General features: G+C 61.1%; 13 protein-coding genes. 6 read left to right on the top strand and 7 right to left on the bottom strand.

Going from position 1 to position 16,679, the window contains the following annotated elements:
* Positions 1 to 239: 239 nt before the first annotated feature.
* The 4 genes from hprK to ilvA all read right to left on the bottom strand — a co-directional run bounded on the left by hprK (position 240) and on the right by ilvA (position 4,455).
* Positions 240 to 1,175: an HPr(Ser) kinase/phosphatase gene (hprK, locus tag KW842_RS22025; protein WP_090190307.1), complete on the bottom strand. Its 936-nt coding sequence runs from the start codon at positions 1,173 to 1,175 to the stop codon at positions 240 to 242.
* Positions 1,176 to 1,197: 22 nt separating this feature from the next.
* The gene (locus KW842_RS22020; RefSeq protein WP_218306266.1) at positions 1,198 to 1,680 is read right to left on the bottom strand and encodes a PTS sugar transporter subunit IIA; all 483 of its coding nucleotides are present in this window, start codon (positions 1,678 to 1,680) and stop codon (positions 1,198 to 1,200) included.
* A gap of 305 nt (positions 1,681 to 1,985) precedes the next feature.
* Positions 1,986 to 2,819, bottom strand: coding sequence for an NADPH-dependent 7-cyano-7-deazaguanine reductase QueF (queF, locus tag KW842_RS22015; protein ID WP_218306265.1), 834 nt, complete (start codon positions 2,817 to 2,819; stop codon positions 1,986 to 1,988).
* Positions 2,820 to 2,919: 100 nt separating this feature from the next.
* Positions 2,920 to 4,455 (bottom strand): threonine ammonia-lyase, biosynthetic, encoded by a 1,536-nt coding sequence (ilvA, locus tag KW842_RS22010; protein WP_218306264.1) that lies wholly within the window; start codon positions 4,453 to 4,455, stop codon positions 2,920 to 2,922.
* Between the two features lie 163 nt (positions 4,456 to 4,618).
* Between ilvA and KW842_RS22005 the strand changes: the two genes are divergently transcribed.
* From KW842_RS22005 to KW842_RS21990, 4 genes are all read left to right on the top strand, one after another.
* On the top strand, positions 4,619 to 5,110 hold the full coding sequence (locus tag KW842_RS22005; protein WP_218306263.1) for a YqaA family protein: 492 nt from the start codon (positions 4,619 to 4,621) through the stop codon (positions 5,108 to 5,110).
* A 221-nt stretch (positions 5,111 to 5,331) separates the two neighbouring features.
* A complete protein-coding gene (locus KW842_RS22000) occupies positions 5,332 to 9,342 on the top strand; it encodes an FAD/FMN-binding oxidoreductase (RefSeq protein WP_218306262.1) in 4,011 nt (1,336 codons plus the stop codon).
* Between the two features lie 2 nt (positions 9,343 to 9,344).
* Complete coding sequence (locus KW842_RS21995) at positions 9,345 to 9,776, top strand: HIT family protein (RefSeq protein WP_218306261.1); 432 nt, start codon at positions 9,345 to 9,347, stop codon at positions 9,774 to 9,776.
* Positions 9,773 to 10,225 (top strand): gamma-butyrobetaine hydroxylase-like domain-containing protein, encoded by a 453-nt coding sequence (locus KW842_RS21990; protein ID WP_218306260.1) that lies wholly within the window; start codon positions 9,773 to 9,775, stop codon positions 10,223 to 10,225. The genes KW842_RS21995 and KW842_RS21990 overlap by 4 nt, the downstream gene beginning before the upstream one ends.
* 204 nt (positions 10,226 to 10,429) lie before the next feature.
* Here KW842_RS21990 and KW842_RS21985 read toward each other — a convergent pair whose 3' ends face one another.
* The 3 genes from KW842_RS21985 to KW842_RS21975 form a co-directional block, all read right to left on the bottom strand.
* The gene (locus tag KW842_RS21985) at positions 10,430 to 10,933 is read right to left on the bottom strand and encodes a hypothetical protein (RefSeq protein WP_218306259.1); all 504 of its coding nucleotides are present in this window, start codon (positions 10,931 to 10,933) and stop codon (positions 10,430 to 10,432) included.
* Positions 10,934 to 11,000: 67 nt separating this feature from the next.
* The gene (locus KW842_RS21980) at positions 11,001 to 11,915 is read right to left on the bottom strand and encodes a sulfonate ABC transporter substrate-binding protein (protein ID WP_218306258.1); all 915 of its coding nucleotides are present in this window, start codon (positions 11,913 to 11,915) and stop codon (positions 11,001 to 11,003) included.
* A 9-nt stretch (positions 11,916 to 11,924) separates the two neighbouring features.
* Complete coding sequence (locus KW842_RS21975) at positions 11,925 to 12,977, bottom strand: LacI family DNA-binding transcriptional regulator (protein WP_218306257.1); 1,053 nt, start codon at positions 12,975 to 12,977, stop codon at positions 11,925 to 11,927.
* Between the two features lie 201 nt (positions 12,978 to 13,178).
* Between KW842_RS21975 and KW842_RS21970 the strand changes: the two genes are divergently transcribed.
* Positions 13,179 to 15,413: a TonB-dependent receptor gene (locus KW842_RS21970; RefSeq protein WP_218306256.1), complete on the top strand. Its 2,235-nt coding sequence runs from the start codon at positions 13,179 to 13,181 to the stop codon at positions 15,411 to 15,413.
* Complete coding sequence (locus tag KW842_RS21965; protein ID WP_218306255.1) at positions 15,413 to 16,678, top strand: LLM class flavin-dependent oxidoreductase; 1,266 nt, start codon at positions 15,413 to 15,415, stop codon at positions 16,676 to 16,678. Before KW842_RS21970 ends, KW842_RS21965 begins: the two co-directional genes overlap by 1 nt.
* Position 16,679: the final 1 nt, after the last annotated feature.

The raw sequence follows: 16,679 nt of genomic DNA, 5'->3' as shown, positions 1-16,679 counted from the left end.
CCGCTCATCGCCTGTCGTTGGTGGAGCGGGGAATTCGTGGAGCGCAGCTCCGCGCCAGCGTAACGGTCGTGCCCTGCAAGGCACGACTCCTTGGCAACATGAAGGCGTGGGCGGGGCTAGTCCCCGCTCATCGCCTGTCGTTGGTGGAGCGGGGAATTCGTGGAGCGCAGCTCCGCGCCAGCGTAACGGTCGTGCCCTGCAAGGCACGACTCCTTGGCAACATGAAGGCGTGGGCGGGGCTAGTCCCCGCTCATCGCCTGTCGTTGCCGTTCCATGAATTCTTGCAGGGTGTCAATGCCGCGCAGTTGCAGGATGGTGTTGCGTACGGCGGCTTCCAGCAGCACCGCGATGTTGCGGCCCGCCGCCACCGGGATCACCACTTTGCGGATCGGCAGGCCCAGCACGTCTTCGGTCGGGAACTGGAACGGCAGTCGCTCCACTTCCTCATCGGCCGCGCCACGCCGCACCAGGTGCACGATCAGCTTCAAGCGCATCTTGCGGCGTACCGCCGTCTCGCCAAAGATGGCCTTGATGTCCAGCAGGCCCAGGCCGCGCACTTCCAGCAGGTTTTGCAGCAGCGCCGGGCAGCGGCCTTCAATCATATTCGGCGCAATGCGCGAGAATTCCACCGCATCGTCCGCCACCAGGCCGTGCGAACGCGAAATCAGCTCCAGGCCCAGCTCGCTCTTGCCAAGGCCGGAGTCGCCGGTAATCAGCACGCCAACGCCCAGCACATCCATAAACACGCCGTGCATGATGATGCGCTGCGCCAGCTTCTTCGACAGGTAGACGCGCAGGAAGTCGATCACCTGCGCCGCTGGCAGCGGGGTCGAGAACAGCGGGATATTCTTTTCGTCGCAGATCGCCAGAATGTCCGGCGGCGTTTCCAGGCCCTGCGCGACGATCAGCGCCGGCGGGCTGCCGGCGATCAGCTCGCCGATGACGTGGGCGCGCGTCAGCGACTTCAGGCGCTGGTAGTAATTGATTTCCTGATGGCCGAACACCTGGATACGGCCGGGGTGAATGGTGTTCAGATGGCCGACCTGGTCGGCGGCCGAGGCCACGTCGCCGGAGATCAGGCGCTCCCCGCCGGGGAAGCCGGCGAACCAGCCGAGCTGCAAACTTTCGCGATTATCGTCGTAGAGCCGTTGTATCGTCAGCGGGGTTTGCAGCATGTGGTGTCTTTATCGTTGTTGCTCAGCCGGCAGCTTGCAGGCTCGGCAGCCAGTTGATGATGCGCGAATGGACCGATTTCGGATCGGTGTCGGTGCTCAGCGCGGTGCGGAAGGCGTCGTCGGAGAACATCTCGGCGATTTCGGACAGGATTTCCAGATGCTGCTGGGTCACGTGATCCGGTATCAGCAGGAAGAACAGCAGGTTGACCGGCTTGCCGTCCGGCGATTCGAATGGAATCGGCTCGGCCAGGCGCACAAACGCCGCCAGCGGCGTCTTCAAGGTCTTCATACCCTTGATACGGCCGTGCGGCACGGCGACGCCATGACCCAGGCCGGTCGAACCCAGGCGCTCGCGCGCGAACAGATTGTCCGACACGGTGGAGCGGGCGATGCCGCAGTTGTTTTCGAAGATCAGGCCAGCTTGCTCGAACGCGCGTTTCTTACTGGAGACTTCCAGATCCAACAGCACATTTTCGAGTGAAAGTATTTTGCTCAGGTTGTTCATAGTACGACGTCAAATGTTGCAACGCACAAGGTTGGCATGCGAGCAGAATTATAGGCTTGTTTCTGCGCCGTGTAACATGAAATCGTTCGTGCTGCGATGGCCAGGCACGATAGTAAAAATGCATTCCAGAAAGAATCGCTATTTCTGGACAGGAAAGACCGAAAACACCCGACGTTTGCTTGGAAGGGCAGCGGTTTTTCCGTTTTTTTACGCGTTTTGCAACCGTAGCGGCCGTATGGCGTGTTCGCCACGTTCAAGCCATCATACGCCGTTTTTTTGATCCTTGATTGAAAAAATAATTACAGTTATTGACGTGCGCCACGCAGGTTAGGCGGTTTTTGCGCCGTGCTGAAGTTGCTGCGCCATGGATTGATGTCCAGCCCGCCACGGCGGGTATAGCGCGCATACACGGCCAGCTGGGCCGGCTGGCACTCGCGCAGAATGTCGACAAAGATGCGCTCCACGCATTGCTCGTGGAATTCATTGTGTTCGCGGAAGCCGATCAGGTACTTGAGCAGGCTTTCCTGGTCGATCTGCGGGCCGCTGTAATGGATTTGCACGCTGGCCCAGTCCGGCTGGCCAGTGACCAGGCAGTTGGACTTCAGCAGGTGCGAGACCAGCTTTTCCTCGACCGGCTCCTCATCGTGCGCGGCCTTGAGGATGTCCGGCGATGGGCTGTAGTTGTCGACCTCGATGTCGAGGCGGTCCAGCAGCAGGCCGTCCAGCTCGCCCATCTCGACCATGCCGAATTCTTCCGGCTGGGTGACGATGACGTGCACATTGGCGCCGGCCGCTTCCGACAAGTCCTGCTGCAGCAGCGTTTTCAGCGCAACCACGCTGTCCAGCTTGGTCTGGTTGAACGAGTTCAGGTACAGCTTGAAGGACTTCGACTCGATGATATTGGGCGAATCGGAAGGGAAGGTGACGCGGGCGATCGCCACCTGCGGTTTGCCGCGCTGGTTCAGCCAGGAGATTTCGTAGGCGTTCCAGATATCCACGCCGAAGAAGGGCATCGTGCCCGACAAGCCCAGCTCGTCGCGCTTGCCCTGGCGCGGAATCGGGAACAGCAGTTCCGGCGCGTAATCGGTGCGGTAGGCGGAGGTTTTCCCCAGCGGGGACTGGTCGGCGGTATTGGTCATGGCGATACTTTTTTGTGGCAAAAAGGGATTTTACCCCGCAAAGCATGGTGGGGGCAGACCGCTATGTGGCGGAGCATGCTCCGCCACTAGGGCTGCGGGTTTATCCCAGGAACAGCTTGTAGACTGGATTCGCGCTCTCATCCCAATAACGATAGCCCAGCGTCGCCAGGAATTGCGCGAAGTCGCTCATTTCCTCCGGCGGTACTTGCAAGCCGATGACGATGCGGCCGACGTCGCCGCCTTGGCTACGGTAGTGGCACAGCGAGATATTCCAGTTCGGCGCCATCGAATCCAGGAAGCGCATCAGCGCGCCCGGACGCTCGGGGAACTCGAAGCGGTACAGCAGCTCGTTGTTGGCCAGCGCACTCTTGCCGCCGACCAAGTGGCGCAAGTGCGTCTTGGCAAGCTCGTCATGGGTCAAATCCAGCGCCTTGAAACCATGCTCCTCAAACCGGCGCGCCAGCGCGCCCGACTCGTTGCGATCGGCGATCTGCACGCCGCAGAAAACGTGCGCGTCATCCTTGTCGGAGATACGGTAGGTGAACTCGGTCACGTTGCGTGCGCCGACCAGCTGGCACAGGCGCTTGAAGCTGCCGCGCTGCTCCGGCAGGGTGACCGCAAACAGCGCCTCGCGCGCCTCGCCCAGCTCGGCGCGTTCAGCCACAAAGCGCAGCCGGTCGAAATTCATATTCGCGCCGCTGGCGATGGTGATCAGTGTTTCGTTCTTGATCGGCTCGCGGGTCAGCGCGGCGCGTTCGATATAGGCCTTGGCGCCGGCGATGGAGAGTGCACCGGAAGGCTCCAGAATCGAGCGCGTATCGGTGAACACATCCTTGATGGCGGCGCTGATCGCGTCGGTATCGACCAGGATCACATCATCCACATACAGCTGCGCCAGGCGGAAAGTCTCCTCGCCGGCCAGGCGCACTGCGGTGCCGTCTGCGAACAGGCCGACATCGGACAGCGTCACGCGCTCGCCCGCTTTCAGGCTGCGCGCCATGGCGTCGGAATCGAGCGACTGCACGCCGATGATCTTGATGTCCGGGCGGATCTGTTTGACGTAAGCGGCGATGCCGGCGATCAAACCGCCGCCGCCGATCGGCACGAAGATCGCATGGATAGGGCCGGAATGCTGGCGCAGAATTTCCATGCCGATGGTGCCCTGGCCGGCGATCACATCAGGATCATCGAACGGATGCACGAAAGTCAGTTTCTGCTCGCTCTCCAGCGTCAGCGCGTGGTTGTAGGCGTCGGTATACGACTCGCCGTGCAGCACCACTTCCACGTCGGCGCCGCCGCGCGCCTTGACCGCGTCGACCTTCACCTGCGGCGTCGTGGTCGGCATCACAATAACAGCGCGGCAGCCCATGCGGGCGGCGGACAGCGCCACGCCTTGCGCGTGATTGCCGGCCGATGCGCAAATCACGCCGCGCTTGCGTTGCGCATCGCTCAAGTGGGCCATCTTGTTATAGGCGCCGCGAATCTTGAAGCTGAACACGCTCTGCATGTCCTCGCGCTTGAAATAAATCCGGTTCTCAAAGCGTTGCGACAGCGTCGACGCGAGCTCCAGCGGGGTTTCATCAGCCACGTCATAAACGCGGGCGGTCAGTACTTTCTTCAGATAGTCGGTAGTCATAGTCTGCAAACAAAGTGAATCGGGCAAGTAACGATGCTAACTATCCGGCGGGTGACCGGGTGGAGCAGGGCGCTGGTCCTGGCGGGGTGGGCGCGGACCGGACTGTTCAATCGTGCGATGTGGACTCATTATAATGGCAGCTTTCCCATACACCCAATAAACCATGATCGAATCCGCGATTACCTGGCTGCTGCACCTGATCGCCGCACCCGAGGTAGGGCTGACATCGGTGTTCATCATCAGCCTGGTGTCGGCCACGCTGGTGCCGCTAGGGTCTGAGCCGGCGGTGTTTGCGGTCATCAAGGCCAATCCGCAACTGTTCTGGAGCGCCATTTTTGTGGCCACCGTCGGCAACACCATTGGCGGGGCCATCGATTACTACATCGGCTGGCAGGCCAAGCAGAGCTTCGCCAAGGAGCGCAAGAGCCGCTGGTTTCACTGGCTGGAGCGCTATGGCGCCAAGACCATGCTGCTGGCCTGGCTGCCCGGCATCGGCGATCCGCTGTGCACGCTGGGCGGCTGGCTGAAGCTGCCGTTCTGGCCCAGCGTTGCCTATATGGCGGTCGGAAAATTCCTGCGCTACCTCACCATGACCACCTTGCTGTTGTACGTGCCGGACGGAGTGTGGCACCGGATGGGGCAAATGCTGGGCTAATTTGGTGCAAGTTATCCTATTGCCGCATAAGCTTATGCGTAAATTTCATTCAGTTTAAGTGTGTTGTTGAGCAGTTTATTGCTGCCAGGTGTGGTAATTTTCGAATAATTGGCGGGTTTTGCTCGCTTGTATAGCCCCTTGGCAGCCTAAGGCTGTTCCCGCGTGGTGCGCCGCAATAGGCTAGAATGACCCTCCCGGTGTCTGTCTATAGTCTCTGCATAATGAACGCCCCTGCACAAATTCAAGCTCTGCTGGCGGAAACGCCCCACGGTCCGGAGGCCACGCGCCTGCGGGAAATTCCTTACAACTACACATCGTTTTCCGATCGCGAGATCGTGATTCGTCTGCTGGGTGAGGAATCGTGGTCGCTGCTGGATGCGCTGCGCGGCGCGCGCCAGACCGGCCGTTCGGCGCGCATGCTGTACGAGGTGCTTGGCGATATCTGGGCGGTGCGCCGCAATCCCTATCTGCAGGATGACTTGCTGGATAATCCGAAGCGCCGCCAGGAACTGATCGACGCGCTGCATCACCGCCTGGCGGAAGTGGACAAGCGCCGCCTCAGCGTGGACGAGGCGGAGCAGGACGAGGCCTCGCGCACGCGCAGCGCCAATGTGGTCAAGCTGCTGCGCGCAGCCGGCAAGGCGGTGGCGGACTTCGGCGAAGAATTCAAGCAGGTCTACGATCTGCGCAAGCGCACCTACAAGGTGCTGGGCCGCTACACCGACAAGCACAATATCTGCTTCGACGGCATGAAGCGCATCAGCCACGTGACCGACGCCACCGACTGGCGGGTCGAGTATCCGTTCGTGGTGCTGACGCCGGACAGCGAAGAGGAAATGGCCGGCCTGGTCAAAGGCTGTATCGAACTCGGCCTGACCATCATCCCGCGCGGCGGCGGCACTGGCTATACCGGCGGTGCGATTCCGCTGACACCGATGTCGGCCGTCATCAACACCGAAAAGCTGCTGAATATGGGCGCGGTCGAGATGAAGGTGCTGCCTGGCCTGGACAAGGAATACGCCACCATCTACACCGGCGCCGGCGTCATCACCAACAAGGTGTCCGAGGCGGCTGAAAAAGCCGGCTTCGTTTTCGCGGTCGATCCGACCTCGGCCCACGCCTCCTGCATCGGCGGTAATATCGCCATGAACGCGGGCGGCAAGAAGGCCGTGCTGTGGGGCACGGCACTGGATAACCTGGCCTCGTGGCGCATGGTCGATCCACAGGGCGACTGGCTGGAAGTCACGCGCCTCGATCACAATCTGTCGAAGATCCACGATACGCCACTGGCCCGCTTCAAGCTGGAATGGACGCATCCGACCGCGAAGGGCGAAGCCAAGGGCGCGCCGTTCAAGACCGAGATCCTGGAAATCGCCGGCCGCGTGTTCCGCAAGGAAGGCCTGGGCAAAGACGTTACCGACAAATTCCTGGCTGGCCTGCCGGGCATCCAGAAAGAGGGCACCGATGGCCTGATTACCTCGTCGCGCTGGATTCTGCACAAGATGCCGAAGTTCGCCCGCACCGTCTGCCTGGAGTTCTTCGGCCAGGCGCGCGACGCGATTCCATCGATCGTGGAAATCAAGGATTATCTGGACGGCTTGCCAGCCAAGGGCGAAGAGTTCTCGACGCTGCGCCTGGCCGGCCTGGAACACCTGGACGAGCGCTACCTGCGCGCGGTCGGCTACGCCACCAAGTCGAAACGCGGCGTGCTGCCGAAGATGGCGCTGTTCGGCGACATCGTTGGCGATGATGAAAACGCCGTGGCGCTGGCCGCATCGGAAGTGGTGCGACTGGCGAATACCCGCGTCGGTGAGGGCTTCGTGGCCGTCAGCCCTGAATCGCGCAAGAAATTCTGGCTGGACCGCGCCCGTACCGCCGCCATCGCCAAGCACACCAACGCCTTCAAGATCAATGAAGACGTGGTGATTCCGCTGAACCGCATGGGTGAATACACCGACGGCATCGAACGCATCAACGTCGAGCTGTCGATCAAGAACAAGCTGCAACTGGTGGAAGCGTTGCAGGACTTCTTCTCCGCCGGCAATCTGCCGATCGGCAAGAGCGACGATGCCGACGACAGCGTCGGCGACGCCGAGATGCTGGGCGACCGCCAGCAGCAGGCGGAAGCGCTGCTGACGCAAGTGCACGCCCGCTGGACTTATCTGCTGGCCGAGCTGGACAAGCCGCTGGCGAGCATCACCGGCGAACTGGCGGCACTGGGCCTCGACCGCCTGCTGCCAGTCTTCGAAGAGCGCCTGAAAACCCAGCCCAACGCCACGCTGTTCGACGTGGTGCAGGACCGCACCATCCGCGTGACGTGGAAGCAGGAAATCCGCGCCCAGCTGCGTCAGATCTTCAACGGCGCCGCCTACAAGCTGATCCTCGACGAAGCCACCGCCATCCACAAGCGCGTGCTGCGCGGCCGCGTGTTCGTCGCGCTGCACATGCACGCCGGCGACGGCAATGTGCACACCAACCTGCCGGTCAACTCGGATCACTACGAGATGCTGCAATTGGCCCACCAGGCAGTGGCGCGCATCATGACGCTGGCGCGTTCGCTGAACGGTGTGATCTCGGGCGAGCACGGCATCGGCATCACCAAGCTGGAGTTCCTGCAGGAAGACGAGATCGGCCCGTTCCGCGAGTACAAGCTGCGCGTCGATCCGGAAGGCCGCTTCAACAAGGGCAAGCTGCTGAACCTGGAAGGCATGGAAGCTGACCTGAGCAACGCCTACACGCCGTCGTTCGGCCTGATGGGCCACGAATCGCTGATCATGCAGCAGAGCGATATCGGCGCCATCGCCAACAGCGTCAAGGACTGCCTGCGCTGCGGCAAGTGCAAGCCTGTTTGCTCTACGCATGTCCCGCGCGCCAATCTGTTGTACTCGCCGCGTGACAAGATCCTGGCGACCTCGTCGCTGATCGAAGCCTTCCTGTACGAAGAGCAGACCCGTCGCGGCATCTCGATCAAGCACTGGGAAGAGTTTGAAGACGTTGCGGATCACTGCACTGTCTGTCACAAATGCGTAACGCCCTGTCCGGTCAACATCGACTTCGGTGACGTGTCGATGAATATGCGCAACCTGCTGCGCAAGATGGACAAGAAATCCTTCAATCCAGGCAAGGCCGCATCGATGTTCTTCTTGAACGCCACCGATCCGGCCACCATTAACGCCACTCGCGCGGCGATGATTGGTCTGGGCTACAAGGCTCAGCGCCTGGGCAACGACCTCCTGAAGAAATTCGCCAAGAAGCAGACCAAGGCGCCGCCGCCAACCGTCGGCAAGCCGCCAGTGCGCGAGCAGGTGATCCACTTCATCAACAAAAAGATGCCGGGCAATCTGCCGAAGAAAACCGCGCGCGCGCTGCTGGATATTGAGGACGACAAAGTCATCCCGATCATCCGCAATCCGAAATCCACCAATGCTGATACGGAAGCGGTGTTCTACTTCCCTGGCTGTGGTTCGGAGCGCCTGTTCTCGCAAGTGGGCCTGGCAACCCAGGCGATGCTGTGGGAAGTGGGCGTGCAGACGGTGCTGCCGCCGGGCTATCTGTGCTGCGGTTATCCGCAGCGCGGCTCGGGCCAGTACGACAAGGCCGACAAGATGATGACGGATAACCGTGTGCTGTTCCACCGCATGGCCAACACGCTCAACTATCTGGACATCAAGACGGTGCTGGTATCGTGCGGCACCTGCTATGACCAGCTGGCGACCTACGAGTTCGACAAGATCTTCCCTGGCTGCCGCATCATGGACATCCACGAGTATCTGCTGGAGAAGGGCGTCAGGCTGGAAGGTGTGACCGGTACGCGCTATATGTACCACGAGCCTTGCCACACGCCGATGAAGTTGCAGGAGGCGACTAAGACCGTCAACGGCCTGATCGCTACCCACGATAATGTCAAGATCGAGAAGAACGACCGCTGCTGCGGTGACTCCGGCACGCTGATGGTGGCGCGTCCGGATATTTCGACGCAGGTGCGCTTCCGCAAGGAAGAGGAAGTCATCAAGGGTGCCGACAAGCTGCGCGCGGATGGCTTCGACGGCGAAGTGAAGATTCTGACCAGCTGCCCGGCCTGTCTGGGCGGCGTGTCGCGCTACAGTGAGGATGCCGGGACCACCGCCGATTACATCGTGGTGGAAATCGCCAAGCATCTGCTGGGCGACAACTGGATGCCGGACTATGTAAAGCGCGCCAATGATGGCGGCATTGAGCGGGTGCTGGTGTAATCATGGCTTGCGATCTGTGCAATCTGCTTGCTGCTCCAGGGGCCGCGTTAGTCTGGGGCGATGACCGTGTGTCGGTGATCGCCGTGGAGGAGGCTGAGTATCCGGGCTTCACGCGCGTGGTGTGGAATGCGCACGTGAAAGAGATGACCGATCTGCCGGCCGCTGACCGCGTGCGTGTGATGGACGTGGTGTGGGCGGTGGAGTCGGCCCAGCGGGATGTAATGGCGCCGGAAAAAATCAATCTGGCCAGTTTTGGTAATATGACGCCGCACGTGCATTGGCACGTTATCCCGCGTTACCGCGATGATGCGCATTTCCCCAACCCGACCTGGGCTGTGGCGCAGCGCGTTTCGTCGGCGGAGGTGCTGGCGGCGCGTCGCGCGCTGTTGCCTGCATTGCACGCGGCCATCGTCGAGAAAGTGAAAGCATTATGAGCAAACCTGTCCCTACCGGCCTGACGGTCCACAATAAATCCCGCGTATTGGATGTTGAATTTGACGACGGTGCGTCGTTTTCGATTCCGTTCGAGCTGTTGCGCGTGTATTCGCCGTCGGCGGAGGTGATGGGGCATGGTCCAGGGCAGGAAGTGCTACAGGTAGGCAAGCGTGAAGTGGGCATTGCCGGCATTGAGCCGGTTGGCAACTACGCGGTGCAGCCGACGTTCAGCGATGGCCACAACACTGGCATCTTCACCTGGGAATACCTGTATAAGCTGGGCAGCCAGAAAGATGTGCTGTGGTCAGGCTATATGGACCGCCTGCACGCTTCCGGCTTTGAAGGCGACAGCGGCCGCGAGACCGGCATGTCCCTGACCGGCCCATCGACAGCGGCGCCAAAAAGCGGCGGCGGTTGCGGCAGCGGTGGCTGCGGCTGCAAGAGCTAATTCGTCACCTGATCCCTCAAGAGATACAGCACCCGGGTTCGTGACCAGGGCGGCAGCTTGCGCAGTCCTTCAACGCTGAATGTTAGCGGCTTACCGATATCTTGCATGCGTTGAGGGTAAAGTCTGTCGTACCTGCGAATGATGGCTTCGTGTATCTCGTCAAGCTCCGCCTTGGTTGCTGGATCTAAAGGTGGGATTTCAATGTCAGGTGGGATTTCCACGCCACAAAGTTTCATAGCTATTCTCCATTAGCTCAAAAGGTGTGACCACTTCAGGCAAAAGGTAGCCACTTTCATCAACAAGCATGCGCAGCAGTGTTAAATTTTGGGCATTTGCGATACTTTCGCAGTTCCAGGTCGTCAGAATTTCGCATTGATGAAAGGCTGCGCAGGCAATATGCGCTGCGGCCCAACCGGCTTTGGCTGTTAGACCACCCCCAAATAATAAAAGTTCCTCAATCTTCGTCATTCTTGGATCGACCGGATAGGACACAAGGTTCTCTAAAGTTCGTAGACGTTGGATCGCTCGTAGCGGATCGCCGCTTTTGATTTCGTTGCGCACATGCTCCGAGACGAAAGCATATTGCGGATCGCAGCGGGTGTGCCACCAGAGTTGGGTGAGTTGCTGGCAGGCACGGGTGATGGGATTGTTGCTTGGCGGGTCTGTCAGATGACAGATGATGGATGTTTCTACGTAGATGGTGTGCATGATGCCCTCGCTGGCTGAACTGCCAGCGTAGGCGGCTCAGCGGGCGGGGGCTTTAGATGGATCAAACTTACTTCGGTTGCCAGGCCCAGACGCGGCTGGCGATGTCGACTGATTTGGGGATCAGTTTCTGCTGGTAGAACAGGTCGGCCACACGCTGCTGGTTGGCGACGATCTCCGGCGTCACCGGTGTCGCGCCGAAGCGCGAGCGGCCCATCCAGGTGGCGACGATGTCGGCCGGCACGCCGGTCTGCTGCGTCAACAAAGTGCTGACTTCCTGCTGATGCTCGCTGGCCCACTTGCCCGTCAACTTCACCTGCTCCAGCAACGCCGACACCAGCTGCGGTGCAGCCTTCACAAACTTGCTCGACGCCAGATAGAAGCCGTTCGCCAGCGGTAGCCCGGTATAGTCAGCCAGCAAGCGCGCCTGATACGCCTTCTGCGCCGACGCCAGATACGGGTCCCACACCACCCACGCATCAATTCCGCCGCTGGCAAACGCCGCCCGAGCATCCGATGGCGACAGGTAAATCGGCGTGATGTCGCTGAACTTCAAGCCAGCTTTCTGCAAGGCCGAAGCCAGCAGGAAGTGCGAACCGGAACCCTTTTGAAATGCCACGCGCTTGCCCTTCAAGTCAGCAACCGCGCGAATCTTCGACTCCTTGGGCACGATGATCGCCTCGCTGTTCACCGGCGCCGGCTCCGCACCCACGTACAGCAGATCGACGCCACCCGCCTGCGCAAACACCGGCGGCGGCGCGCCCGTGCTGCCGAAATCGATGCTGCCAGCGTTCAGCGCCTCCAGCATCTGCGGCCCGGCAGGGAACTCGATCCACTTGATGGTATGGCCGGGCAGCGATTTCTCCAATGCCCCTTGCGTCTTCATCATGCTGAGCAAGCCAGCACTTTTCTGAAAACCGATCTTGATCTCCACCGCCTGCGCCAGCAAGGGCAGGGCCAGCAACAGGCAAATCCATTTCTTCATAAGTCGTCCTTATGCGCTCTCGCGCTCTATCAATTCACAGGCCAGCAGATTCAGGCGCGCCTCCTGACCGGAGGCGGGCAGTACGCCCAGTTGTTCCAGGATACGGAGCGCGGCGATCTCGCCGATCTCGCGTCCGGGCGGGCGTATCGTTGTCAGGCTGGGCAGCAGCAGTTGCGAGAAAGCGTAATCGCCAAAACCGACAATCGCACATTGCTCGGGTATCTTCAGTCCAGCGCGATGGCCAGCCAGCAGAGCGCCCGCCGCCAAGTTGTCGTTGGCGAAGATGATGGCTTCAACTGGCCGCGTGCGGCGCGGCGGCGCTAACGCCAGCGCTTCAATCGCCTGCTTGCCGGCGTCGAACGGCGCCTCGGCAGTGGGGACATAGATGATCGGCTCCAAGCCCTGCTCGCGCATCACTGCCTCATAGCCGTCGCTGCGGTCCACCGCGCTCAAGTCGCCGGCCAGGCTGTTCTGCACAAATGCGATGCGGCGATATCCTTTGCCGTACAAATAGCGCGCCGCCTGCTCGCCGACCGCGTTGTTGGAGTAGCCGACTTGTATTGGCTTGCGCTTCGGCTGGTAGTCCCACGTCTCCACCACCGGAATGCCCGCCGTCGATAACAGCTTCTCGGTCGCGCGGTTATGGAAGCGGCCCACCACCGCCAGCGCGGCCGGCTTCCAGCCGAGGAAGGCACGCACCGCGCTTTCTTCCTTTGCCGCAGAAAAATAGCTGGAGGCCAGCAGCAGCTGATAGCCGTGGCGGTTCAGCGTGTCGCTGAAGGTCTGGATGGTGTGGGCAAAGATCGGCCCGGAGATATTCGGTATCACCATGCCCACCACCCGGCCATGCGCCGACGCGAGGCCGCTGGCGGCCAGGTTGGGAACGTAGCCCAGCTGCTTGGCCGCCGCCGCAATGCGCACGCTGCGTTCGGCGCCTACCCGTCCTGGTTCGCTGAAATAGCGCGATGCTGTAATCGATCCCACTTGCGCCAGGCGCGCCACATCGTGAATGGTGGCGCGGCCCGATCCCCGGCGTTTGCGTGGTGCTGTTGGTTCACTCATGAATGCATATTCTGAAAAGACATATCGATGATTTTTTTAATTCTTTGACTTCAATCCGGGCCGCCACGACACTAAAAAAAGGGTACCGGTACCACTGAATTGTAGCGAAGCACCTGGCGGTCACTAAGCTGGTTCTTCGACGATCAAAGCAGGTTTTCCGCATATGGCGCAAGCAGCGCTTTCAAATCAAGGGATCAGAATATGAAGAGCAATAAGAAAATTGTGGGCGCACTGACCATCGGTGCTTGGCTGGTCAACGCCGCGTATGCGAATGCGGCGGAAGCTGAAAATTCGCCTATCAAGGACCGCGAGGAAAGCGCTTCTGTGCCTAGCGTGACTGTCAACGCTACGCGCCGCAACGCCTCGCTGCAATCCGTGCCGGTTGCCGTATCGGTGCTGGATGGCGATGCGCTGAACAACGCCAACCGCACCAGCATCGACACCATCGTGCAGGAAGTGCCAAGCGTGACGTTCCGCCAGCAGGGCGGCAACAAGGATACGACCATCTTCGTGCGCGGCATCGGTACGATCTCGACCTCGCCGGGCGTAGAGCCGACCGTATCGACCGTGGTGGATGGCGTGGTGTATGCACGTCCCGGACAGGCTACGCTGGACCTGCTGGACATCGAGCACATTGAAATCCTGCGCGGCCCGCAAGGTACGCTGTTCGGCAAGAACGCCTCGTCCGGCGTGCTGAACGTAATCGGCCGCAAATCGTCGCAAGAGACGACGGGCTTTGTCGATGCGTCCTGGTACGAAGGCAACGAGAAGCGCGTGCGTGCCGGCATCTCCGGCGCCATCAACCCTGGCGTGGTGGCGGCTTCCGTCACCGCGCTGTACGCGGACTATGACGGCAATGTGAAGAACGTCCATGCCGGCGGCGGTGACCTGAATGGCTACGACCGCAAAGGCGTGCGTGGCCGCGTCGACATCACGCCGAACAAGGATCTGGATATCGCGCTGATCGCTGACTATCTGCGCTCGAATTCCTCGCCGACCTTCACCGCCTACAAATCGACTGCTGCGGCGTTCAACGCCGGTATCGCACCGGTGGTGGCTGGCATCGAGAACCGCCAGGTCAACGCGGACATCCCGAGCGACATCCGCGACAAGAACAAAGGCCTGTCGGCGCAGGTCGACTATCGCTTCAACGGCTACACGCTGACCTCCATCACCGCCGTGCGCGATTGGGACAACACCCAATACACCAGCACCTCGGCGATCGGCAATGCGGCCGAAGCGGCGCGCATTACCGCAGCCTTCCCGGCCACGCGCGACATCGGCACGGTGGAGTTCAGCCAGGCTTCGCAAGAGCTGCGCCTGGCGTCGCCGAAAGGCGAGTTCGCCGATTACGTGGTTGGTGCCTACTACCTGCACGGCAAGGACCGCGAGACCTATCAGCGCATCGTCAACAACGGTGCGGCGATCAATTCCGGCCGCGCCGACTACGGCGTGAAGAGCGACAGCTATTCGCTATTCGGCGAAAGCACGCTGAACTTCTCGCCAGTATGGCGTGCCATCGCCGGCGCGCGCTGGACCAAGGACGAGCTGTCGTATGACCATAAACGCACTTCGACGCAGACGGTGGCCTTCGCCGGCGTGCAGCCTGCGGTGCAGAACGCCGGATCGACCAGCGAAGACGGCTATTCGGGTCGCGTCGGCCTGCAATACGATCTGTCGCGTGACGTGACCAGCTACGCCACGTACTCGCGCGGCTATAAAGGCCCAGCCTACAATGTGTTCTTCAATATGCTGAGCCGCGACACGCTGGCGCTGAAACCAGAGACCTCGGATTCGTTTGAGCTGGGCCTGAAAGCCAGCGCCTTCGACCGCAAGCTGACCGCCAACCTGGCCGTATTCAGTACCAAGTACGATAACTACCAGGCCAACTTCTACGACACCGTGGCCGGCGCCGTGGTCACCCGCCTGATTAACGCCGGTGATGTCTCGACCAAGGGTGTGGAGCTGGATATCAATGCGCGTCCAACCCGCGCGCTGACGCTGAGCACTTCGCTGGCCTATACCGATGCGACCATCGACGCCTTCAACTGCCCGCCTGCGGCCGCTGCCTCGTGCAACCTGAATGGCAAGCCGCTGCCGTTCTCGCCGAAGTGGAAGTCCTTCACCCGCGCCAATTACGCGCTGCCGCTGGAGAATGGCCTGATCGTCGACCTGTCGGCCGACTACAGCTGGCAGGCGAAAACGCAATACGACCTGTTCCAGTCGCCGGATGCCATCCAGGGCGCGTATGGAGTGGTGAATGCGGGCATCGCCTTGTCGTCGCCGATAGGCGGCTGGCGCGTCGCGCTGGTGGGCAAGAACCTGGCCAACAAATCGTACGCCACCAATCTGGTGACCTCGACCGGCTACGTTACCCGCGCCGTGCCGCGTGATGATGAGCGCTACTTCGGCATCACCGCGCGCAAGGAGTTCTGATGTCGCGGCAAATGAGTATCGGCGCATTCATGATGCGCTATGGCCACCACGTCGCGGCGTGGCGGCATCCTGACACCGACCTGCTGTCGAATCCTTTCAAGGTGTTTCGCGAGCAGGTGCGGTCGGCCGAGCGGGCCTGCCTGGACGCGGTATTCTTTGCCGACAGCGTGGCGCTCACCGGCGCGCCATCGCTGGAGCCTTTGACGCTGCTGTCGGCGCTGGCCGCGTCGACCGAGAAGATCGGCCTGGTCGGCACCGCCACCACCACCTACAACGAGCCATACACGGTGGCACGCCAGTTTGCCTCGCTGGATCTGCTGTCGGATGGCCGCGCAGGCTGGAATCTGGTCACCTCGGACAATGCGGCGGAAGCCGCCAACTTCGGCCGCGAGCAGCACGTCGCGCACGCCGACCGCTATGCGCGGGCGCGGGAATTTCATCAGGTTGTCACAGGACTGTGGAATAGTTGGGACCCCGATGCGCTGCTGGACGATAAAAGCGGTGAACTACCTTACGATCCGGCCAAGCTGCACACGCTGAATCATCGCGGCGATCACTTTGCCGTGAAGGGACCGCTGAACGTGGTGCGCAGCCCGCAAGGACGGCCGGTGGTGGTGCAAGCCGGCAGTTCGGAAACCGGCCGCGATCTGGCGGCGGCAACAGCAGAAGTGGTGTTCACCGCGCAGCCGTCGCTGGTCAAGGCGCAGGACTTCTACCGCGATCTGAAGCAGCGGGTGGCCGACAAGGGCCGCAAGCCCGAGTCGCTGAAGATCCTGCCTGGATTATTCGCGGTGGTGGGCCGCACGCAGGCGGAGGCGGATGAGAAATTCGCGCAGCTGCAATCGCTGATCGAGCCTAAGGCGGGCCTGGCGTTGCTGGGGCGTATGATCGGTAACTTCGACCTGTCCGGTTATCCGCTCGACGGGCCGCTGCCGGAATTGCCGGAAACGCAGGATGGCCAGCGTAGCCGTCAGCAGTTGCTGACCGCGCTGGCGCAAGGCGAGAACTTGACGATACGCCAGCTGTACGAACGTATCGCCGGCGGCCGTGGCCACTTCACTGTGGTTGGCACGGCGGAGGTGGTGGCGGATCAGATGCAGGAGTGGTTTGAGCAGGGGGCGGCGGACGGCTTCAATTTCATGTCGCCGGCGCTGCCTGGTGGACTGGATGATTTTCTGACGCTGGTGATACCCGAGTTGCAACGGCGCGGTTTGTTCCGCACCGCTTACGCAGGGAGCACCTTGCGTTCACACTTGGGCTTATAGG

Origin of the sequence: Duganella sp. sic0402 (assembly GCF_019219065.1) — a bacterium.
Taxonomy (GTDB): domain Bacteria; phylum Pseudomonadota; class Gammaproteobacteria; order Burkholderiales; family Burkholderiaceae_D; genus Rugamonas.
This window is presented reverse-complemented; position numbering and strand designations above follow the sequence as displayed.